The organism is Massilia norwichensis (assembly GCF_024753245.1).
Classification (GTDB): domain Bacteria; phylum Pseudomonadota; class Gammaproteobacteria; order Burkholderiales; family Burkholderiaceae_D; genus Telluria; species Telluria norwichensis.
Genome location: NZ_JANUGX010000026.1, coordinates 1 through 22,721 on the forward strand (window position 1 = coordinate 1; position 22,721 = coordinate 22,721).

The window sequence follows — 22,721 nt, forward strand, 5'->3', positions numbered from 1 at the left end:
GCTAACTACCTCGGCCCATACGGCACGGAGGTAATTATTGTTCTCCTCCACGAGTTCCAAGTATGCCTGCCTCAGGCCATCAGTCTTCACCGATCGTAAATTCCGTTGTTTCCAGGTCGCTCGCAATCTTTCGACATGTTCACGCATTTCGCTGCTCGTTAGAGCCCAAGAAATGCGCAACCCATTGTGTACGGTTACCAGTAGCCATATGATGTCTGGAAAACCCTGCAGCATGTCCTCCAACGCCATGGTTTTCCCTTTGGATAAATCCCATTGGTTTAGCGTCGAGATGGTCGTCCATCCGTTCCTCCCACGTCGAAGAGGATCGCTTAGGATGGCGAGCAGCCAGTCGTACATGTTTTCATGGTCAGCAATAGATGGGCGTGGCCCAGGAAGATCCGCGGGCTTGGAGACGTTGGTTCCTTCCAAGAGCGGAATGAACTCATCGGAGTTGTATAACTGATTTAGTTGAATCCCATCCAAAACGTTATAGGCATAATAAAGGGGTAGAGCCATTGAGGAGCCGCCCGTTAGCCCAACGTAGGTCTCGTGCTGCCCCTTGTGCCAGCTAGGAAATCGGCCATATTCACAAATCTTGAACTCGATGCCGACCAAATGTGCGTCGTCGAGAAGTATTCCCACGTCGTAAGGACGCCCGTTTCCATCGACGGGGCTTTGCTCGTTCGCAGACGATACGTGCATCGTCATCTTCTTGTTGAGTTCGGAACACACGAACTTCATCGAGTGCGTGGCGAATGCCTGGAAAGTTGCTTCGTTCATTGTCTGGACTGCTCCAATATTTCAGCCGTCATCGTCGGCGATATCATCGAAGATGCTTCGATTACCACGCCTTTCTTCGACAGGTTCCACTGCCCCCAGAGCCCGAGGGCTCACGTTCGGCTCTGGCGGTTCTGTCTCGGCGACCCACTCGTCGGCAAGGCACGTTTCCCGCTCAATAACGTTTACGACGCTGTCGTCGTTGCTGAAGCGCCTTTTGAGCGTGCTCAGCGATTCGAGAAAGTCTTGCATGTGCTCGTCCGGAGGCACGTCCGGCCGATGCCTGCTTTGTGTGCTCATACGTACCTCCGCCAGCTTGGGTATCAGGTCCCTGCGAACGCTTTCGACAAGCGCGTCAAACTCCTCTTCCGTGAATACGCTTCGTATTCCGGGATCGTCCAGTGCGTGCATGTCGCGGCCTTCGATGGCATAGCTGCTGACTGCTTCGGTGAACTCCTTCCGATTTGTTTCTGGAAGGAGCCCGAAGCCGTGCAGGCGAACTGCAAGGTCGACTTCGGCAACTACGCTGAGGCTGAGTCCCGGTTTGGATACTCGCGCCAGGATCTCCGGGTCCTGTGCGATATACAATTCAAGAAACTCCTTGGAGCAGCGGCTGGCAAGGAACAGGTACAGTGCGCGCCGTGCGCCCCAAGACGACATCCACCCGACCTTGTACTCGTCGCTGGCTGAAAACTCCTTTAGGCGCGTGCACATCGCTGGGAAGAGCGTCCTCGGGACCACTACCGCCTTTTCGACACCGACGTTGCCGCAAGTGACTTGCGAAATCAGGTTCTGGGTAGAGCTGCCACTTAGGAAAATGCCGAGTAGGTCCGGACTGAAGGCCAGAGTGGCAGCATAAGCGTCGCCGATAGTCGGGTGCTTGAAGCGCCAGACATTCTGGTCATCAATCTGCAAGTGCGCGACCAAGCTGCCGTTGAGCGCGTTCAAAGCGGCAATGCAATCCCCGAGCGTGCTACCGAAACGTTCCAGCGCTTCGGGTTCCGCGCCCCCAAGTGTAACGGGGCTCTCGAGATTGTCCTTCCTCATATATATCAAACCCAGCGCGGCCTTGCTACTCGCGTCCAAGCCTTGAATTACTTCCAGTAGAAGTTGCTCGCGCTTTTCCACGAACTGCCCTAGGTGGTATTCACTGAGGTAGAGCTCCTTGGTAAATAGGGGATCAGAGATGCGGCGCGCCGTTTCCGGAATGAAGCGCGCATGCGCCGCCATGTATTCCAGATGGGGCTCAATGGCGGACCGGAACGAGGTCGGCTGTCTTCCGAGTTTTAAATGGTTGTAAAGGATCTGCTGTTTTTCGATCTCGGACAGGTCGTGGACATCGATCACGACTTGGCTTTCGCTTAAGAGGGGAAATGCGCTTTCCTTGAGATCCTGGCGGGCGCGATTGTAAATATAATCCCTTGACGTCATGACTATCTTCGCGCCTTTGCGCAGCATCGCCCGTACCTGGGCAAGCGAATGGTTCCAGCCGTGAACCAATGGAGATTCGTACTGGGTGACGCCGAACGCGTCGTCAATCCAGAAAAACTGCGATGGCTCATTTACGTTCCAGCGTTCCACAACTTTCCCCGGATCGGCGAGCTTGAGCACTGACGACTTCCACTTGTCGGCAGCCGCCATCGCCAACATTGAAGCAATGGTCGTTTTCCCCGCCGCAGGTTCCCCGATAAGTAGCACAAAGCCGTGTTCATCCAAGGCACTAACGGCCTTCCGGTACGATTCAGTGATTACGACCTTGGCAAGGTCCTCCCTCAAGGACTCCAGAACCGCGCGCGCCTGGGCGTAGGCGCGCTCATCGAGGATCTGGCTCAGGTCTCCCAAGCCGTACAGCCGCGGCACGAGCATCCTGAGCCGGGTGTTTTCTCTGATCTGATCCTCCATCCATGTCTGACCAAATATCAGGACGTGCTTGGCCCCCGCCCCGATCAGGGCAGATTTGATTGTTGCCTCCCGCTTCCCCGAAACGCCGGCGTTTGACATCAGCACGTAGACGTCGCAGAGTCCAGCTGCCACAAGCCTCCTCACTTTTGGCAGCTCGTCGGCAATGTCAGAACTGGAAAGGAGATGGCCGGCCTTACCCGAGAACTTACATTGGATCACGAAGTTCCCGCAGATATGCTGCCCGGGCGCGGGCGCCCAATGCCCTGCGAAGGCACCGTCACGCCCCGCGTCGTTCGAATCCAGAAAAGACTGTACAGTCTGGCCGAGGATTTCTCGAGCTATGGTGAGGCAAAGCTGTTGGAAGCTGTTCCATCCGATGCGGTGCAATTCGTACATGTCGAACCGGTATAAGAAAATAAATTCTGCAGCAGACGTCGTTCCCCGTCCATACGGGATATTTCCAACTCGGCATTAATGTTACCGTAAATTCTTTTCTGATCGAGCGGATCATGGAAAAAATGCCCGACGTAGCCCCGAGCTGAACGCGAAACAAGGCGGTCATCTTTGCGACAAGTCGGGCTCGCGTCACTCATCTAGTGGGAAGGCGACAACCTGCGGAGACCACGTAAAGACTCAATTTTGGGACGGAGTTTCCCGGTCGTGCAGGGCTCAGGGCTAGCTGCAGCCGCTCTCGCGTGACAATGCGTGAGAATGTTGCCCTTGGTTTTCGATAGTATGTAGGACTTGTCTTACGCGCGATAATTCGTTGCGCAATTCCGGCGACTGTAGCGTACGGTGTACCGCCCAGCGGTACTCTCGAGGGCGTAGTTGGTCACCAGTCGCCATGTGAATGAGGTGCGATATAGGCAACGAGGTGCCGGTTCGGACGATCCTTTGCTGCCGGGCCGGATGCCACCTCTCGCACGACGAAACCGCTCATCTCTTCTCGTCAGGTGCGCTGCAATGGAACGGATGACAAATTCAGCAGTAGGCAACCGCAATGGCCATCAGCGGAAGCTTGCTTGGTCGACGCCAATGTCTGATGAAGGCTGATTGCAGAATTTCGAGCTGCGCCCGTGTTCGCCGTTGCAATTTAACTGAAGTATACGATTCTTGACGGGAGCAAAGTGAGTAACGACGAGGATGAAAATTATCCAGCCACCGCCGTGTCAACGTGGAGCGGTTACGTGTACCAGGGCAAAATTGCGCTTTACCATTCTCTCAAGCTGATAAATCAAGGGGACAAGGATTTCGAGCTCCAATTAGACAGCACTGATGATTTCGCTATTTATAAGAACGGTGCTGTGCTTAGCGCCCATCAAGTGAAAGCCAAAATTAGCGGATATCGCAATGGGTACATTGAAGCTCTAGAAAAATCATCTGCTATCGAGTTTGACAGAACCAAGGGCATTTCGCGTTACTTTCATGTATCAGTTCAACTTAACGATACTGACGATTACACCGGAAAAAACGGAGAGCTCGTCCGGTTCTACGCCTACGGCAATAATAAATATTGCGGATTGGGCGAAATCGAAGTACTGACAAAAGAGGTCATCAGGAAGATCTGCGCTAGCCGTTCTATTACGATGACCGAGGATCTGTTGCATTATAACTATTGCCTACTTTCCGAAAAGATAAGTACCAAAGCAGTAGCAATACATCGCTTGGTGCAGGACGATCGAGAAAAAGCGAACAAAGCCGCTTACGAAAATCGAATTGCGGCTCAAAGCTTGCTAGACGACATTCTGACCAAGAACCCTTATAACAGTACTGCGTACTACGCTGTGGAGTTGAAGGCTAAGCTATACAGTCATCTTGAAGATAGGCTCGATCAAGCATTACCCGGTATGAGTGATGCAGCATACGCGAGAGCACGCAGACTCTTTGAACACATTCGCGTTGCAGATGCTAATGAAATGAAAACGCTCTGTCAGCTAATGAAGCCGTCGGAGCGTTTTTCAAGTATACAAAAAGCAGATATTAGAAGTTATTCTGGACTGATTGAGGCCATGAGTATTGATCCAATACTTAAACAATTCCCTCACTACGTTGACGCCAAAAAGCGCTTCTACCTGCCGACCGCTCTTGATCTGCCCTTTCTTGATGACCAAGAAGGCTGCACCTCGGACTTGCTCGGAGAAATGGAAAGCAATGGGGATCTACTTAGGCTTCTATTCGAATATAACCATCTCATTGCGTGTAGATCCACAACGTCTTTCGTTATCAGCACCAAATACACCCATTCCGACGACATGACCGATCAGGAAGTTAAAGACCGCACCGACAGCAATATCACTAAATCATTTTACTTAAGCATAGTTACCAAAGAAGACGCAGAGGCTCGACTGAATGATAAATAAGATTATTGATGAGGCGCTCGTCGCTCATGGCTTCATAAAGGAGCATGCGACCGATCTCACCGGCTTCTACATCCGTGAATCAGGTTCAGCGATTAGGTTTGCGATCCTGCATAAGTTGGACCAGCTATCCAGCGCGACTGAACTCAACGCTGCCATTAATCAGTTGGCACCTGACTCGTTCCTCAGTCACCCAACGTTCAAAAAGAACTGCGATCTGATCTGCATTCATCACCTGAATAAACTGGCCGAGTTCAAAGATCACGAAGAGCAGATATTCGCGATCGAGGAGGATCCTCACTTCTTCAAGAAATATATTCTGTACTATAGCGACACCGAAGAGAGCGCGATCCAAGATTATTCATTTGATAAGCTCAGGGCCACTATCTCGGACAAGAGCCAGTTCAGCAACTACAAGAGCGATCCACTCGCTGCCACGCAGTACAGCGTGGCAGCAAAAATCTTCATCAAACTTCCATTCCTTGAGCTCCCATTCACCCGCAGAGAACTGGTGTCCTTGCGGCTGCAGGCAGCCGAAGCAGTTGCTGAAGCGGAACTCGATGCAACATACAAAACCATTCAGAAACTCACAGCAAACAACGTAGACGAATTGATTAAGGAGCTGATCGACAATGAGCTGGAAAATAGCGCGAATTGAAGTTTCTAGCTTCAAAGCTTTCAAGCACATCGATTTGAATTTAGGTACTTCATCCCTGCTGACTCTCGACGGGCCGAACGGGTATGGAAAGACCAGTATCTTCGATGCCGTTGAGCTTCTACTTACAGGTCAGATCAAGAGGATCTTTAATCTCTTTACGACCTTAATGACAAGAAACAAAAGCAATTATGATGACAACCTGTTTTGGAACACTCGCTCCGGCAAAAAAGACTTGTCAATCAAGATTGAGTTCATTGACGGTGATCGAAGACTCGTTTTAGCCAGGCATGCACCTGTAAAATCGTTCGAAACCAAAGCGAACAACCGAGCCGATAAGTTCAAGCACTTCGCTCTCTATGAGCTACCCGCTTTCGACTCTACAGACTATACTCCCGCCAATTTACGCAAGGACGAATACCTCGATCAGGTCTTTGGCAAAAACTTCAGAGAGAATTTTGCGTTCCTTAACTACTTGGAGCAAGGACAAAATAAACTGCTCCACACCCGCGTGGACGAGCGTAAAGACGCGCTTGGGAACTTGTTCGACATTAACGACGTCGCCGCAGAGATTGAAAACTGCCGGTCGATCACAGGCAAACTCACCAAATACTTGAGTGACGAGAATCGCAGAGCTGAGGAGCAGCGACTTAATAGCGAGTGCATTGCCCTACGTGAAATGGTTCAGGCCGACTTGGGTAGCGTTGAATACAAAAAACTGTCGACCGTTAAGCCCGAGCCAGGTTGGGACAAGGAAGAACTATTCCTCACGTATGCCCAAGATGTTCATGCCCAGTTCCTGGAGTCGATCCGTAAACTGAACGACCTGCTTCCATTGAAAGCAGCGATTCGCATCAGAGCTGAAAATGAAGCCATCGAAGCTGACATCAAACTGCATGCACAGTCGCTGAACAGCCTGGCGCAACTGGGCACTGACTTAAACAAGCTGGATGAACTAGACGCAACCAAAAAAGAGATCGACCAGCTCACGAGAGCCACCACCATCATTAAAAAAGGGGCGTCGGTTATCACAGCAGAGCAGGCCCGAACGCTTCCAGGCTGGACGACTGGTCGGCTGGGTTGGTTTGAAGAGCAGATTACAACACGCAATGATTTACAGAGGAAAAATACCGCCAACGAGAGCTCTGCAGCCGAACTAGTTCGCTTGAAGCAACAACTGCTTGATGAGCACGCCAAGCTTTACCCGAACGACAGTCTTTGCCCGCTGTGCGGCAATGACTGGAAAGCTCATGCATCGATGCTTAAAGCCGTTGAGGAAAGAGCCCAGAAGATCGCGGACGTCTTAGGCAAGGATGGTAAAGCCCTCGTCGCATTAATCACCTCGATGACCACCGAACTTGCCACCATTGAGGCATATATTCAGGCGCGCGAGGCAATCCTGAAGCCTGGATATAACGACGCATTGCATAAAGCGCTGACGGGAGCAAAAAACCGTCTCCCCGCAATCGAGCAGATGGCTGAACGGCTCAGGGCTGAAGGTATCCGAATCACCTTCCCGTTCAACGAAGACGAAATGGTGGTAGCCACCCGCCTTGAAGAGCTACGCAATTTGATGCGCGCCAAGAAAACGGACGAGACCGTAATACCACCAGAAGACTGGCGCCAAATTATCGATGCGGTGTTCAAGGACTTGCAGGACTTCTATATTTTGGATCCTCAAGATCTAAAAAACAAAGAACTCTACATTAAGATTAAGGCTAACGAAGCCCAGAGCAGCAGGCTTCAGAAATGCATCAAAGAGCTTGAAAAGATTCAACGCGACAACGATGCCGCTAACAAAGCCAAAGAGAAAGTCAACAAGCTACGTTTAACTTTGGAGAAAGCGGAACAAAAGTACGCTGATCAAACCATCTCGGAAATTGAACTCATTTTTCACATCTACAGTGGTCGGCTCATTCAGAACTACCAACGCGGCCTCGGGCTATTCATCGAGAGCCGGGATGGAAAGCAACTGAGGTTCCTGACGGCAGAAAAGTCCGACCATGATGCGGTAATGTCCATGAGCACAGGCCAGGTGTCAGCCCTCAGCCTCGCCTTCTTCCTGTCGCTCAACAAGGTCTATGCCGATGTCCCGCTCATCCTCATCGACGACCCGTCTCAGTCCTTGGATGAGGTGAACGTCGCGTCTCTGACCGACCTGCTCCGCTGTGAGCTTAAGCATTGCCAGCTCATTGTATCGTCGCATGAAGAAGATATCTCGACATACATGCGATACCGCTTCAACCGGGCTGGATTGACGACGAGCTCGCTCAACATGCAACGCTTGGCTAAAGAAGCGGCGTAAGGCTGTGCGGTAGCCAGCCAGGGCTTAGGTGGCTACCGTTTTGCCCCACCTATTGCCCTTTTCCGTTAGTTCGACCGCAGAGGCGAGATAGTTTTTCGAGGGTCGGGTCGGCGGCAGGCGTCCAGGTGAACTGCGCGGAGCTCTCGTTGTACTGGCTGACGAACCCGCGAACTTATGCGTCAGCTGCTTGACTCTTGGTCGCCGGCGTTTGCGTTTACACTCGGCACCCTACGCTATACCGCCTCGAGAATTTACTATGAACAATACAGATCTAAGGGTTTCCATCAGCAACTGTTAATGTAATGCCAATCGCTTCCTCCACCGGTCGGATACGAGCGACGTTCGCGAGCCGCTGTGCGGCGTCTGCAACTTCGATACTGCCGAGTGTGTCTCGTCTTGGACCCAAGGCGGAAGGTGCTATTGATGGCTCATTACCAGATGTACAAATTACCATTCTGTAGAGCATCTCACCAGCGTCGCTGAAATGCGTTGTCCGGACCGTATTACCGTTTAATCTTCGAGTCGCCTCAGCGATTTCAATGCAATAGGCTCCCTGATCTGTATACACGAGCAAAAAACCGTCATTAGGCGATACTCGCTGTATCTGTGCAATCTGCCCCGGCAGATGCTGGTCAGAGGCCGACAGCTCACCTTTTGCGTTGAGCTTCCCAACCTTCGCTTGAATAAGCAATGTCTTGGATAGTATAGGAATATAGGCTCCTGACTGCGGCAAGACCTCTAGAAAAATTGCAATGTCGGCGCCAGTAGGGCCTTCCTGAGTTTTCGGGTTCATCGCCGCAACCGCAACTTTGAACTCGAACACATGGCCCGCAGCTAACACCGCCCTCGAACTGTTCTTTCCAGCGGTCCGCATGATCAAGACGGACATACCATTCGTTTCCGGCTCCAGACCTTTTGCAGCTTGCTCGTCGAGTTGCTCATTCAGCCCTTGGGTAACCAAGCGGCGCAATCCCATTGCGATACCAACTCGTGCCTCTTCGAACGCCCTCTCTGGCTCGTTCTCCTGTTCAAACTCCAACTCAGACATTTTTTTCTTCTGATGAATAAATTGACATCTATGCTACCAAAACAGGCGAAAAACAGCCATTAGGCAATCGCGAAGTATGGCAATGTCGGGCCAACTTGGTGATCGAACTGTCGTTCTTACCATGCAGAGCATTAGTCCCAGAACCTAAATCGCGATGCAGTGCGCCTACACCAGCAGCACCGCAGATGCCTGCGACGCACTTCGAGATCGATAATCAACTATTAGTCATCCGTCTATTCGTGAGCCGAACTTAAAGTCCTCCGACTCTCCCAGCATGCAGTAGCTATTGCTGATCACTACAATTCGCACATAAATTTGATTAATATTTACGCGTCTTTCCTTCGATAAAAATAATTTATGAATGAAGCAGCCATTTCATTGATCAGCAGCGCTTCGCTTTCTGTGATATCCGAAGAAGCTACGCTTCCATGGCCAATATTCGGTGTCCGATTTCTATATATGTAAAACTGATGCAGAGACTCAGTAATGTTGGAGTCAGCAAGCTTTTTGTTCTTAATTTCTTTGATTGCTTCGCCTAAGGTCGCAGCCGAAATCCCCTTTTTGTTAAGCCATTCTTTTAGATAGCCTTCAATCGCTTTCATCGAATTAGAAACTGACGTCTCAATATTGATATGCTTCGGATCGGCAAGTGCATCCCTAGCGCCAGCGATTAAGGCAGAGATAACCGGGTATTCTTTAGTTGCGACTTCTGTATCGGTCATTTCTGCGATTACCGCCTCGTACTTGACTTCGACTCTCAATATTCCATCCTGATCACTTTTTACGATTTCATATCCAACGTTGTGGTAATCGAAGAGTTTATTAATCTTCTTCCATGGAACGAATCGCTGATTTACCACCTCTTCAATGATGCTTAGCACTTCATGCCATTGAGCGCTTCGTATGAGATCGATCAGTAAATCACTACTATAGCCCTCATAAATATCATCCTCGCCATAAAGGGACACGTGATCCTTGTTGATCGAAACCGACAGATTGCGATAAAGCGCATATTCACGAAGAACGGAGGCCTCTGCTTCTTCAATTTTCTCGTACAACAATTTGAGAAGGTCATATCGGAAGGCAGATGGAATATACTTGTATCGAAGCTCGCATGGCTCGTAGTCGAGCTTATTTCGACGCGTAAAATTGAGTAGCATCTTAACGTAAAACTCCTAATATATTGAGTGTGCAGAAAATAAACTACGTGCCCATTGGCGACCTGTTGATGCACAGGCGCTCTTGTGGAAGCGCGTTGCGGCTTGTCTTTACTATGGCCCACAGCTTTCGGATATCTGGTTGTTTAGCCTGATCTAACGTTGCCTGCGCACCGGGCAACTGAGCCTCGTACCGTCCTTGTAGTTTAGATTTACCTAACAGGTCGCGCAGCACATCGTCTGGTGGTGCCAACACTCCTTCAAGATGGGGCAGGCGTGATGCGATGGCCAAGCCTTCCGGATCGTAATCGGGAGCAGACCACACCGCGCGGCCATATTCGATGAGAAAATTAAGCGACGCGCCGACCGAAGTGTGAACGCTCCCCCGCCACAATACCAGTGGATTTTCGCCGGCTGGCTGGAAATCGAGTTTGAGATCGTCAATGCGCTCAAAAACCTCCCAGTTCTCCACCACGATCACCGAATCGTGTCGTACGCCTTCGAGCGCGTCGTGCACATCACACTCCAGATTCGCCCTGGGAGGTAGATAGATCGCCTCCCCTTCCAATTGCAGTGGCCGGCCCCGAAGCGCCTTTAGCGCAATCCGATTTGCGCGTACGGATAAACCTGCCCATTTTTCGTCAGGCCCCAGCTCCAGCGCCGCAGCCCGATTTACATCAGCCCAAGCATCTGGCGAAGTCGCTGGATCGATGTTTTCGGCGCGAAGCCACTCGCAAATGCGTCGCTTGTGGGCGGCGCTAAACATGATTTGCTTACCTTGCACGATGCCGATTCCGATTTCTTCGACGAATGCGGTCAGCGTCTTGGAGGCTTGAAATTGCACTCGCTCAGCCGGGCTTTGTAGAACTCGCAACAAACTTTGGGCCAGTATTTTTTTGTTCATCAGCGCGCTCTGGACAACAACAGATCGGTCACATAAACGTTCCCGCATAATGGCTCGGCATCCATGATAACGGGCTCGAAGGTCACGTCGGCGCTGCGCCGGCGGCTCAAGGAACCTTCGTGTAACAAGCACAGCAACCAGATATCGTCCTCTAGATGCACAAGATCAGGGTTCTGCATTTTCCATGTGAGCGCAGACACAGGCTTCTCGTCAAGCTCGGCAAGCAGATTCGCCAGTGCATCCTGCCACGGTTTGGTACTCGGCAAGTCTTCGTCTGTTGTTTGTGCCTCATCGGAGAGCAGCGTCCCGATCCGGGGAGGCAATTCAGTAGCCGCCTTGACACTGGGGACCGTCATCGCGATATCGTAAAGCACTTCCTCGTGGACGGGATTTTGAATACATGGGTGCGTCACCAGAGAATAGCCGGGCGCCCGCCGTAACCAGGCCGGCGCGTCATCGAATATTTCGATGTCTCGGGGAGCGTAGGATGGCGTCTGCTTTAAATGGAGCTCGAAGGCCCGCATGCGTTTTGCAAGTAGCTCGATCTGCCGAGTGCGGTAAAGATAGTCCCGTAAAATCTCAGTGATGTCGAGTAATTGGGCGCGCCACTGCGGAAGATGATTGGCGATCTGGGAGCGATACACGTCATACATCCGGTCCCCCTCGGGTATGTTCTCCAACCTGTGAAGCAAGTCGCTGGACTGGATCACGCCCAGCGCGTGACTGATACGCCCAACACGCTCCAGATAAAATTCATTCTGTGCGCGCTTTTCTGCGTATGTCGGCACATCGGCGAAGCGGTTATCGGCCAGGATGCGCAGGAACCGCAGGGCGATTGTCACGCTATCGGACAAGGCGAATACCGCACGGTCAAATTCTTCGCTGTAACGATCCGCATCGTCCAGGCGCCCATCGAAGACGGCATTGGCAACAAGGTCGGCGATCTCCGGCAGTCGCCGGTCCAGATCTGCCACATCGGCGCCCACCATTGAATACAGCCTGTCAACGTGCAGCGCCTCCTCAAAATGCTTGGCCAGCGAGCTGGCCAGGCGATACGTACCTTCCCGGAGCGGGATCAGAATGCGGGCCTGATTCAGCTTAAGCAGGCCTCTCCCTCCTTCCGGATCGTCGGTGTGGTCCACTTCGCCGCGGTTGAACGCGGCGGCAATGAGCTGTCGGTGCTTGTACAGCTCGCTCAGATGGGCAATTACAAGGTCAGGATGGTCGGGCATCGTAGGCTATAACAAACGCGGTGTCGGGGCCTGCTCTTCTTCAATGTCGTCGCCGATATTCTCGGCCGTCATAAGGAATTGCACGATTTCGGTGAGATATTCGATCTTGCCTGTAACTTGGTAAATCTCGCGCTCGGCATTGACACGAATGAGAAAACCATCGTCCACCAGCAATTTCAAATGACGGTCCAAGGCGCCCTTGAGCTTGCCGTCGGTGGCACCACCTCGTCCCACACTGCCCAGTGCCTGGAACTCCGCACGCAAGCCAGGGTTGCCATCGATCGCAGCCATGAGCGCATGTGCTTCGATCTTGTCCCCCCTGGAGTAGAAGATTTCCATCCCGCTAGCACGCATCACCTTGACAAAAAAGTCGACCAGAAAACGGATCTTCAGCTTGATGCGTGTGAATTCTTCTTTGATGGCATGCTTTTCATTAGGGCCAATTCGCTCATAGGCAGCGTACCAAGCGCCGCTTTGCTCGGTCATGACCAGGGAGCGGCCGATGCGCGTCAGGTAGGCGTTAGCGTCCTTCTGATTAGACTCGGTGGCAAGAAACCGATATGCGTCCGGATAGCGCACTTCACAGATAAACTCGCCGCTTAACAGTAGCGGCATGACTTGTTCAAACATGCTTCGCTCCTCATTGTGGGCTATCGTGACCGCCGCTAAGTGCGACAGCGGTCGGGTCATAAATGCATCGGTCTGATTTGATGGAGCGCCGGTTGCAAAACAGCGCGAGCACATCAGGATCAGGATCCGGACAGGCCGAGACAAGCGTAATATTGTTTCGATTGAGGATGTCCATCAACAACTCGACATTGCCCAGATCGAGGTCCTTGATTTCATCCAAGGCCCAGACCACGTTGACCGGCGCACTGCCGCGAACGCGGTTGATGAAGGCCACGAAGATGAGGACGATCACGATATAGGACAGACCGTTCGAAGAAATGCTCTCTAAGTCCTCCGCCTTCCTGAACGGACGGCGGTTGCCATTTTCGACGACCTCGCCCTGGATGCGAACCAGGTTGGTCAGTTCGGCCTGAATGCCCTCCTTCAAGTGCCAGTGGTCGAGGAGTTCGCGTAGTGCTGTGGCGAACGCCGGCGGTGGCAAGTCGACCAACTCGCCAGCCTGCCAGTCATTGCGCGCATCAATGACCTTTTCGATGGTGCTCCAGTATTCCAGTTCGCGAATCGACGATACGATCTCCACACTCAGTTGGCCAATACTTTCAAAGCCCTGATTGGCATTTAAGCTGTCCTGCAGCTCCCTGTTAAATTGCAATACCTTGCGATGAAAGGTGTCCATGCGATTACGAAAATCGCCGACCGCTTCTGCAATGGTACGGGCCTCCACCCGCAGCAGATTCTGGTAAATCAAATGCTCGCTCGAGTACCACGCCTTGAAGGCGGGAACCCATTCTCGGGCTTGCGTTGCGCGGTCCGGACCGATACTCTGCCGATGCGTCTCATAGTATTGATCCGGCGGCGACATTCGATGCGCCGTGAATGCTTTTTTGATGCCGTCGATATCCCGCATTAGGCGTTCCTCGCTCTTCTTTAACTCCCCCATCTGTAGCCCATACTGCCCAATGAGCGCCACCGACTGCCAGGCCGGATCGAACGCAGGTACGGCATGCACCGAAACAGCGTAGGGTTCCAGCAGTTCCAGATACCTCTGCACTTTATGTTGCTCTCCAGCGATTTCCTCGAGCTTTTTTGCTAACTGCTGGAGCGCACTGCGGCGCGTCGATTTATCGTCGTTCCATACCTTCATGCAGCTCTCTTTTGCCTGCTCTTCCTTCGCCTTATCCTTTCTTGCGGTTGCGAGCGCGTCTTGAAAAGAGTCGCGCTGACTCCATTCAGACGTCTGCCAGATGCGCCACTGCATAACGTGGTTACGTTCGTCAGCGATCACGTTAAGCTGAGACCGCGTTGTGTTGATCTGCACATCAAGCTGTGCCAGAGCAGTAGTGTCTACCCCACTCGCTCTGAGCTTGGCGATCCGATCATCTTCGATCTGGCCACGGCTAATCTGGTAGCGTTTTTCGACGCCATCGGCCACGCTGCCGATATCGGCGAGCGTCTGGTCCAGCGCGCGCTGGACATCTTGCTTGCGTGCGGCGCGCTGTGTCACCAGCTGCGCGATGGCGGCCTCAGTCAACGCACGGTGTTCTGCGAGTCGCTTCTTCGCGTCCCTGCACATGCGGTCGGCGTCGGCATGAGCTTGTTGTGCTTGCGCCTTTGCCGCATCGCGGCTGTGTTGCACATTAGTGCGGGCTCCCTTGAGTAATTTTTCCGCGGAGGCCAGGGCTGCTTTCGCGCTGGCCGCCTCCACCGAACGCATATCTGCGACGCGTTGCGCTTCAAGCCGCTGGGAGCCAAGCAAAGTCAGATTTGTCTCATGCTGGATGATCCGATCCTTGGCCGCGCGCATGTCGTCACGCGTCGCCTCGATCTTCTGCTGCAGGGTCTGTTCGTCGGCCATCAGTGGCGCTTCGACCCCATCCAGATTGATCCGCAAGCCATAGATGCTGTCCGTCAGCTCGCCCATGACTGGTGCCAGGTCGGTGCGGGTCAGCAAATCTTCGCGCAGCACTTTAGCGATGTCCTGTGTCCAACCCGGGTGCTGGGCGCGCAACGCATATAAGACGCTGTCCTGGTCCGGTGTGGCGTGCATCAAGAGTGTATTGAGGCGACGCTCCCCCTGAGCGACATCCGTTTTGAGCACCTGCAGCTGCATTTCTGCCTGGTCAAATGCATGTCGGGCCTTCTCATGGGCTTTGCTCGCCAGCGTATCTTGCGAAGAGTATTCGTCGTATTTCTCGCGCGCCTGGCCGACCTTGACCTCTTGCTGCTCCGCGATTTCGACCAGTTTGGGATCAGGTTGAGGATGTTGCAACTGTGCTTGCGCCAGTCCCAGCGCCACATTTGCCGCTTCCAGCGCCGCTTGCAGTTGATTCTCTTCAGGCACAGCCTGATGGCGCGTCAGTATTTCCTGTTCGTCGAACTCGCGCGCCACCGCGTCCATGCGCAGTTGATGGTCCTCCCGTGCGCTGGTGCGCTGTCGTTCGAACGCATTGACACGCTGGCTGTGTTCGAGCTCGAGACTCTTGACGAGTTTGTCGTACTCTTCCTCAATATTGGATTGCTTATTCAGCAGCAGGCCTTTGCGCTCTTCCAGGCGGGCCCTTGCCTGGAGAAGCTCAGCTTCCTGATCTACGAGGGCAGCCTTCTGCTCGATGCCCTCCTGCTGATACTTTTCCTTCTGTTGGGCGAGGTGGTTCAACTTGCGCTGTGCGTCTTCGATCGAACGTCCAACCTGATCAATACGCTCCAGGATGGCACTGCGCAGTTGAGAAAAGCGCTGGTCAGATGCATCCCGTTCTTCCTGTGCCGTGTTGAGCGCCCGCTGCTGGTTCGTTTCCTGACCCCTGAGGTTATCGTCGAGTGCCTGGAACTGGCCATGCAGGTTGCGCAGTTCCTGTTCTGCTGCTAATGCTGCCAGATAGGCTGCCTCCACTTCTTCCATGCGGGTCGCCTGTGTCATCACGGCAGAATAGCTGTGATAGGCGTCCGGCCAGCCTTCCACTTTCTTGCGCTCCGCGCCGAGCGAGATCTGGCCGGCCGCGTCCGTCACGGTGGCAACGATCATCCGTTGCAAATCAGCGAAATTCGTTTTCCGCGTAAACATACCGAATACGATACGTTCGATGTGCGGAAGCGGCTGACCAGGTGGGCAAAAAGCGTAGGAGTGGAGGTCGCGACGATGCTGTTTTGGGTCACTGCCGTGCGTACGCTTGCCCTGGATGACGGCACGGTATTGGTCGAGATGCATTTTCCGGCTGCAAGTGACGCCCTTCAGCTTGAAGCGTTCGAGCAAATTTGTGTTCGCTACCAACGATTTCCCGTCATCGTGCACGAACCAATCGCGCTGAAATGCCGCATTGACAAAGCGGTACTCCACGGCATCGCCAGTCACGTCCGAGCAGAGGATGGCGCAACACGTCACGCCGTCACGGTCATATTCGTAGATGATGTACGACGTCGACCTGGGCAGATAGTACCTGGCAAAGTTTTGCTGATTGCTGACGGGACGGACAATCCGGTCTGGACGCTCGCCAAAGAACGCAGGGATCAGCTTCAACAGTGACGTCTTCCCCCTGCCATTGCGCCCAGTGATCGCAGTACCGCCCTGCAGAGGAAGCTCAGTGATGCGGCCGGTGGTATAGGAGTCCACCATGACTAGCTTGTTCAACGCAAAGCGACCGACCAGAGGCGAGCTGTCAACGATCATTAATGAAGCTCCTTATTGGTAGAAAGGAAACGAATAGAGGTAAAGACTATTTACCGATAAAATTATTTAACGTATCCAAACTTAACTGTTCGTGATAGCATTTGTCAATGCTGTACAAAATCACAGGACTCTTACGTGACCACCTCCCCTATCGCTTCCTCATCGCCTGCCGAGCCGGCGTCGCTGCCGACCAGTATTCGCCAGCGGCTGATGCATATTGAGCGTTGCCTCTTCTGGAAGGGAGAGGTGCAACGTGCCGACCTGATCGACACCTTTGAAATCACCACGGTTCAAGCTGCCAAGGACTTTCGTCTGTACATGGATAGCTTTCCGGGGAACATGGCGTACAACCAGTCACGCCGCAGATATATCCCGCAGGGCCGTTTCACTCCGGCGTTGATTCGCCCCGACACCCTCGATGAGTTTGCTGATATGCCGTCAGCGCAGGTGCCCGTCGCGCGGTGGCCGCTGCCGCTGCGTCGCGCAAGTCCAGAAGTATTGCTCGTCATGGTCGAGGGCGTCCGAGACCGGCGCATGATTGAGGTGCAGTACCAATCGATGACGGGACAGGCACCCGAATGGCGCTGGCTTTCGCCGCATGCGTTCGCCTCTGATGCGGAACGCTGGCACGTGCGGGCGTTTTGCCATAAGCGGCAAGAGTTTCGGGACTTTGTGCTGGGACGGATATTGAGTACACGCGATGTTGATGCAACCGACATCGATCCTGCGGGCGATACTGAATGGAACACGTTCGTAGATGTCCTCGTCACACCCAACCCAAGGCTCGAAGCAGAGCAACGGCAGGCTATCGGCGCAGAGTACCAATTACCGGAAGATTTGGAGCTCACCCTCAAGTTGAGGAAATCAATGCTCTTCTACGTCAATGCAAAGTTTGAACCCGCCACCACAGAAGATCCAGCGGCCCATCAGTTGTTTGTAGCGGCACTAAAAGAGTCGGAATAAGCCGTGTTCATTTGCGTAAGTCTGCTCGCGTAAGCGAACTCCCAGACTCTTTTTTCAGCCAAGCACGGCCTGAAACCTTCCGTCCTCGGAAAAGTGGCAGACGATGCTTGCCGTGAACCCGGAGCGCCTTCATCTTAGCTACACAGAAGCGAATTTCGGCTATGTCTCGAAAATTAGTTCCAACGTGCGAACGGCATTTGGTTGTGCAGCTTTGAACACTCGTCGCCTGGACGCAACAGCTCAGCTGGGAGTCGTTAAATTACAGTCGATAAGTGTTGCGTTCGACGGCACTGCAAGCGCAACACTTCAGGCAATTTCAAAACGCAACGGGAATTAAGAGATTATTCCAGTTCCGAGAAGGTGATGACGCGCAACAGTCAGCCGAAACTACCAAGAATGCGAACTTTGCTTCCATCCTTGAATCCGCCCGGCCCGCCCCAACTCATGCCGTATCCGACAAGAGTTCCGATCATGAAGCACGCACTGGTCCTGGAAAAAGATTCGGCAAGCTGCAACGCAAGCACGGCGCACTCGGCACGCTGGGCTTTTCCGTCACGCCGGTGTTTCGCGCCAAAAAAGCCTTGCTCGCCGCGCAGCTGATGCCTTTTGACCTGATCGTCATTCATACCACGGCCATCCCCGAAGACCGGCGCTCGCTCGCCGGTGAACTCAAGCGCTGTTCGCCCTTGTCCTTCATCGTCCTCTTGACCGAGCCCGGTGCCGACGCATGCTCGCGCGGCCATCCCGATTGCGACAGCGTCGACGCCATCCTGCAACGTCCCCTGACACCACAGGCATTGCACAGCGCCATGGCTCGCCATCAGGACGATGATCGTCCGTACGGGCCGGCCCTCCAGCACGACCGCGAACGGCGCCACAGGCCTGCCGTCTAGACCCCGATCGGCCGCCACTTCCGCAGCATATGCTGTGCAGCTGCCCACGCTGCATGTAACATAGCCGCCATCAGCTCAACCAAACAGCGTTACGACGAAAGACCACCATGAATGCATCCCTCCTTTGCCGCCTTGCCTGCGCCGCCGCCATCGGCGCCTTCGCCGCCGGCCTGACGCCCGCCCACGCCGACAGCGTCGCATCCTCCGCCTCCAGCGCCGGTTCCGCCTCGTCGGCCAGCATCTCCGACTCGATCGGCGCCTCCAGCAACAGCTCGAATCGCGACAAGCGCGTCGCCGCCGGCGACTACCGGGTGATCGACGTCGCCCAGGCCCCGGCCAAGCTGGAGACCACGCGCCTGACCCTGCGCCCGGTGGCCGGCACGCCGGCCCAGGAGTTCACGCTGGACGTGCCGAACCGCGCCCTGGCCGCGCGCCAGGTCGATGCCGGCGCCGTGGTCCACGTCAACGAACGCGTGTACGGCTACGAATTCGCCTATGCCGATACCAAACAGCCCTTCTTCCTGGCGCTGCAGGACGACTGGTACCGCGAACTCGGTTCGCGCCAGGTCACGATCTGATGCTGCCACGCCGCGCGACCGCCGTGCTTCGCGTGACGCTCGCCGCGATCGCACTCGGCGCCAGCGCGTCCGCGTCGGCCGGCATGCCGGTGTTCTGCGAACGCGGCAAGGAAGTCAGCGCGGCCGAGCAGGACCGCGTGCTGCGCTTTGCCGGCACCGTCAAGCGCGAACTGGAAGCCTCGGGCGGCAGCGTCGCCCTGATCGCGCGCGCAGGCCTGGACCTGAGCCGCTTCGACCTGCTGTATTCGCATGCCGGCGTGGCCTTGAAGGAGGCCGACAGCGCCTGGACCGTGCGCCAGCTATATTACGCCTGCGACGAATCGCGTCCGCGCATCTTCGACCAGGGCGTGGCCGGCTTTGCGCTGGGCGCCGATGCGCCGGGGCGCGGCCACGTCTCGCTGGTCTTCCTCGACCGGGACGAAGCTGCGCAACTGGAGCAGGCCGCGCGCGACAAACCGCTCGCGCTGGCCCTGCTGGCGGGCCGCTACAGCGCCAACGCCTACGCCTTCGGCACCCGCTACCAGAACTGCAACCAGTGGGTTGCGGAGCTGCTGGCCAGCGCCTGGGGCGGCATCGACCGGCGTGAAAAGCCGCGCGAACAAGCCCAGGACTGGCTGCGCGAACAGGGCTACAGCGCGGGCCCGGTCAAGCTGAAGTCGCGCTGGCTGATGTTTGCCGGCCAGTTCGTGCCGCTGGTGCACCTCGACGATCATCCGGTCGACGATCTGTACGCACTGAGCCTGCGCGTCAGCGTGCCCGCGTCCATCGAGGACTTCGCGCACCGCCGCTCGCCCAAGGCACGGCGGGTCGAGCTGTGCCACGACACCCGGCACATCGTCGTGCATCGGGGTTGGGAGCCGATCGGCGCCGAATGCGCACCGATGCCCGGCGATGAAGTCATTCCCCTGGACTCATGATTAACGTGATGCGTCACGATAAAATAGCCAGCATGCTTGCCGCAGCCGCCATGACGATCGCCACCGCGCACACGGCGGCAGCCCCGCTGCCGAAAGAGCGGGCAGCCGCCCTCACCCGCCAGCTGCAAACCATCGCCGACGACCCGGCCATGCCTTTGCCCGGCCTCTCCGTGGTCGCGATCCGCGGCGGCGAAATCGTCTACCGCCAGCACCTGGGCAGCAAGCGCCTGGCCAGCGACGGCAAACCGGCGCGGCCGATCGACGACGACACGCTGTTCCGCGTCGCCTCGGTCTCGAAATTCGTGACGGCGCTCGGTGCGATGAAGCTGGTCGAGCAAGGCAAGCTGTCGCTGGATGCCGACATCGGCACTTATCTAGGCTACCGCCTGCGGAACCCGTCTTTCCCGAACCGGGCGATCACGCTGCGCATGCTGCTGACGCACACGTCTTCGCTGCGCGACGAAGGCGGCTTCAAGTTCGCGCCCGAGGTCGACCTGAAGGAAGTCCTGCTGCCCGGCGGGCCTTATTACGGCAAGGGGGCGATGTGGGACACCAGACACGCGCCGGGCGCATGGTTCGAATACGTGAATTTCAACTGGGGCTTGATCGCGACCGTGATGGAAGCGGCCAGCGGCGAGCGCTTCGACCGCCTGATGCGGCGCCTGGTCTTCGATCCGATGGACCTGAAGGCTGGCTTCTACCTGGCCGACTTCGCGCCGGCCAGGATCGACGACGTCGCCACCCTCTACCGCAAGCGCGAGAAGGACGGCGACGAAACCTGGGACCCGAACGGCCCCTGGGTCGCCCAGGCCGACGATTTCGACCATGCGGCGCCGTCCGCGCCGGCAGGCCTCGCCGCCTACAGGGCAGGCAGCAACGGCACCGTGTTCGCCCCCCAGGGCAGCCTGCGCATCTCGACCGGCGACCTGGCCCGGATCATGCTCATGCTGATGCACGGCGGCCGCGATGGCCATCGACAGATCCTGGCTCCGCAGACGGTCGCGACAATGTTCAGCCGCCAGTGGACACTGCAGCCGGACGGAACGAACGGCAGCCCCAACGGCGATGGCGGCAGCTACCGCGGCCTCTACCAGGCCTGGGGCCTGGGCAACCAGCACTTCACGGACACCAGCATGGTCCGCGACGGCCATGCCAGCGGCGAACGTCTGGTGCAGGGCGGCGGCTTCAAGGGGGTCGGCCACCTGGGCTGGTCCTGGGGCCTGAACGCGCTGTTCGTGTTCGATCCGGTGAAGCAGGACGGCATGATCTACGTGAGCACCGGCGTCGGCGTCGATCCGGACCAACAGCCCGGCAAGTTCTCGTCCGAGGCGCGCTTCCAGGAGCGCATCACCGATGCCCTGTACCGCGGCGCGATTGCACCCTTGCCTTAACGTAACGCATCACGAATAATGGGGCGTTCCCGTCAAGCACGCACGCCCATGAAACAGCCGGAAGACCAACGCACCATCGAACTCGCCCTGGAAGCGGCCGCCGCCAAAAAGAAGCGCGGCCGTCCACCCAAGGCCGACAAGCTGAGCGACGCCGAACGCGCCCGCCGCTACCGCGCGCGCCAGAAGATGATGCCGAAGGACGACTGGAACTACGAGCATCTGACCGCCCTCACCCGTACCGAGATCCTGCGCCTGCTGGATGGCGCGGACGCCAAGCCATCGTCCGAACGCGAACTGGTGGGCAACTGGGCGTACGGCATGTTCCTGCTGTGGGACCGCACCACGGCGCAGTGCCAGCTGGCGGACGATCGCAGCGCCCTGCTGGCCCTGGTCGCGCCCTAAAACTTCAGGCTGGTCAGGCGTGCTGGCCGCCGTCCAGCAGCAGATGCTGCGGATGCGTATAGCAAACGAAATCGGCGCCGCGCGCGAACGCCAGCACCGTCATGCCGGATGCGTCCGCCAGCTCGACCGCGGCCAGCGTCGGTGCCGACATCCCGACCAGGGCGGAGACGCCGGCAGCGGCCGCCTTCTGCACCATCTCGACGCTGACGCGGCTGGTCAGCAACAGGAAACCGTCATCGGCGGCGGCCTTGCTGCGCGCCATCGCACCGATCACCTTGTCCAGCGCATTGTGGCGGCCGACGTCCTCGCGCACGAGACGCAGGCTGCCGTCCGGCGCACACCAGGCCGCCGCATGGCTGGCGCCGGTCAGGCGGCTCAAGGCTTGCGCCCCGCCCATTGCGCTTAAAGCGGTGCGCACGCCGGCGGCGCTGAAGTTGCGCGCCGGGGCCAGCGCCGGCGCCGGGCGCAGCACCTGGTCCAGGCTGTCGATGCCGCACAGGCCGCAGCCGGTACGGCCGGCCAGCGTGCGCCGGCGCTCCTTCAGCGCGGCGAAGGCGGCGCTGGCAATCTCGAGGTGCACGGCGACGCCCTTGGGGCCGGTCTCGATGTCGATGCCGTAGCAATCCGCCGCACGCGCGAGGATGCCTTCGCTCAGCGAAAAGCCGAGCGCGAACTCCTCGAGGTCGGCCGGGGTCGCCATCATGACCGCATGCGAAATGCCGTTGTAGACCAGCGCTACCGGCGTTTCGGCGACGACCATGTCCTCGAGACGGGTCAGCACACCCTGGCGCTGGCGCAGGATCTGGCGCGGTCCCGCCGTCGGCAGATCCGTGCCATTCGGCAACACCTCGGTAAGTGTCGATAGATTCATCAAATACCTGAAAATGGGCGTCTGTAATGACGCCTGGTTATTGTGGATACCACTTATTTTCAGCAAAAAACACTG

The 22,721-nt window shown here is 55.9% G+C and carries 18 protein-coding genes; 9 read left to right on the plus strand and 9 right to left on the minus strand.

The features are described from left to right. Both NX782_RS19320 and NX782_RS19325 read right to left on the minus strand, forming a co-directional pair. A partial coding sequence (locus tag NX782_RS19320; RefSeq protein WP_258847114.1) for a hypothetical protein occupies positions 1-780 on the minus strand: 780 nt, incomplete at its 3' end. A 21-nt stretch (positions 781-801) separates the two neighbouring features. Beyond that, a complete protein-coding gene (locus NX782_RS19325; protein WP_258847115.1) occupies positions 802-3,075 on the minus strand; it encodes an nSTAND3 domain-containing NTPase in 2,274 nt (757 codons plus the stop codon). A 731-nt stretch (positions 3,076-3,806) separates the two neighbouring features. Here NX782_RS19325 and NX782_RS19330 point away from each other — a divergent pair. Genes NX782_RS19330 through NX782_RS19340 form a run of 3 tightly spaced genes read left to right on the plus strand, consistent with a single transcriptional unit; the run spans position 3,807 to position 7,996 of the window. After that, positions 3,807-5,039 carry an ABC-three component system protein gene (locus NX782_RS19330; protein WP_258847116.1) on the plus strand — a complete coding sequence of 411 codons (1,233 nt, stop codon included), beginning with the start codon at positions 3,807-3,809 and terminating at the stop codon, positions 5,037-5,039. Beyond that, the gene (locus NX782_RS19335; RefSeq protein ID WP_258847117.1) at positions 5,029-5,694 is read left to right on the plus strand and encodes an ABC-three component system middle component 1; all 666 of its coding nucleotides are present in this window, start codon (positions 5,029-5,031) and stop codon (positions 5,692-5,694) included. Before NX782_RS19330 ends, NX782_RS19335 begins: the two co-directional genes overlap by 11 nt. Further along, entirely contained in the window at positions 5,669-7,996 is a 2,328-nt protein-coding gene (locus tag NX782_RS19340; RefSeq protein ID WP_258847118.1) for an AAA family ATPase, read from the plus strand. Before NX782_RS19335 ends, NX782_RS19340 begins: the two co-directional genes overlap by 26 nt. Positions 7,997-8,267: 271 nt before the next feature. Here NX782_RS19340 and NX782_RS19345 read toward each other — a convergent pair whose 3' ends face one another. From NX782_RS19345 to NX782_RS19370, 6 genes are all read right to left on the minus strand, one after another. Further along, complete coding sequence (locus NX782_RS19345) at positions 8,268-9,044, minus strand: hypothetical protein (protein WP_258847119.1); 777 nt, start codon at positions 9,042-9,044, stop codon at positions 8,268-8,270. Between the two features lie 326 nt (positions 9,045-9,370). Beyond that, positions 9,371-10,204 (minus strand): hypothetical protein, encoded by an 834-nt coding sequence (locus tag NX782_RS19350; protein ID WP_258847120.1) that lies wholly within the window; start codon positions 10,202-10,204, stop codon positions 9,371-9,373. Between the two features lie 43 nt (positions 10,205-10,247). Beyond that, the gene (locus NX782_RS19355) at positions 10,248-11,105 is read right to left on the minus strand and encodes a DUF7281 domain-containing protein (protein WP_258847121.1); all 858 of its coding nucleotides are present in this window, start codon (positions 11,103-11,105) and stop codon (positions 10,248-10,250) included. Next, entirely contained in the window at positions 11,105-12,337 is a 1,233-nt protein-coding gene (locus NX782_RS19360) for a hypothetical protein (protein ID WP_258847122.1), read from the minus strand. The genes NX782_RS19355 and NX782_RS19360 overlap by 1 nt, the downstream gene beginning before the upstream one ends. Before the next feature lie 6 nt (positions 12,338-12,343). Then, a complete protein-coding gene (locus NX782_RS19365) occupies positions 12,344-12,967 on the minus strand; it encodes a condensin complex protein MksE (protein ID WP_258847123.1) in 624 nt (207 codons plus the stop codon). A gap of 10 nt (positions 12,968-12,977) precedes the next feature. Next, a complete protein-coding gene (locus NX782_RS19370; RefSeq protein ID WP_258847124.1) occupies positions 12,978-16,631 on the minus strand; it encodes an ATP-binding protein in 3,654 nt (1,217 codons plus the stop codon). Between the two features lie 135 nt (positions 16,632-16,766). Between NX782_RS19370 and NX782_RS19375 the strand changes: the two genes are divergently transcribed. From NX782_RS19375 to NX782_RS19400, 6 genes are all read left to right on the plus strand, one after another. Then, a complete protein-coding gene (locus NX782_RS19375; RefSeq protein WP_258847125.1) occupies positions 16,767-17,594 on the plus strand; it encodes a helix-turn-helix transcriptional regulator in 828 nt (275 codons plus the stop codon). A gap of 275 nt (positions 17,595-17,869) precedes the next feature. After that, entirely contained in the window at positions 17,870-18,487 is a 618-nt protein-coding gene (locus tag NX782_RS19380; protein ID WP_258847126.1) for a hypothetical protein, read from the plus strand. Positions 18,488-18,594: 107 nt separating this feature from the next. Beyond that, positions 18,595-19,065: a hypothetical protein gene (locus NX782_RS19385; protein WP_258847127.1), complete on the plus strand. Its 471-nt coding sequence runs from the start codon at positions 18,595-18,597 to the stop codon at positions 19,063-19,065. Continuing rightward, entirely contained in the window at positions 19,065-19,982 is a 918-nt protein-coding gene (locus NX782_RS19390; protein WP_258847128.1) for a DUF2145 domain-containing protein, read from the plus strand. Before NX782_RS19385 ends, NX782_RS19390 begins: the two co-directional genes overlap by 1 nt. A 32-nt stretch (positions 19,983-20,014) precedes the next feature. Next, positions 20,015-21,373, plus strand: a complete 1,359-nt coding sequence (locus NX782_RS19395) for a serine hydrolase domain-containing protein (RefSeq protein ID WP_258847129.1) — start codon at positions 20,015-20,017, stop codon at positions 21,371-21,373. Positions 21,374-21,421: 48 nt separating this feature from the next. Continuing rightward, a complete protein-coding gene (locus NX782_RS19400) occupies positions 21,422-21,775 on the plus strand; it encodes a hypothetical protein (protein WP_258847130.1) in 354 nt (117 codons plus the stop codon). Positions 21,776-21,788: 13 nt separating this feature from the next. Here NX782_RS19400 and fdhD read toward each other — a convergent pair whose 3' ends face one another. Then, positions 21,789-22,646 (minus strand): formate dehydrogenase accessory sulfurtransferase FdhD, encoded by an 858-nt coding sequence (fdhD, locus tag NX782_RS19405; protein ID WP_258847131.1) that lies wholly within the window; start codon positions 22,644-22,646, stop codon positions 21,789-21,791. Between the last annotated feature and the right edge of the window lie 75 nt (positions 22,647-22,721).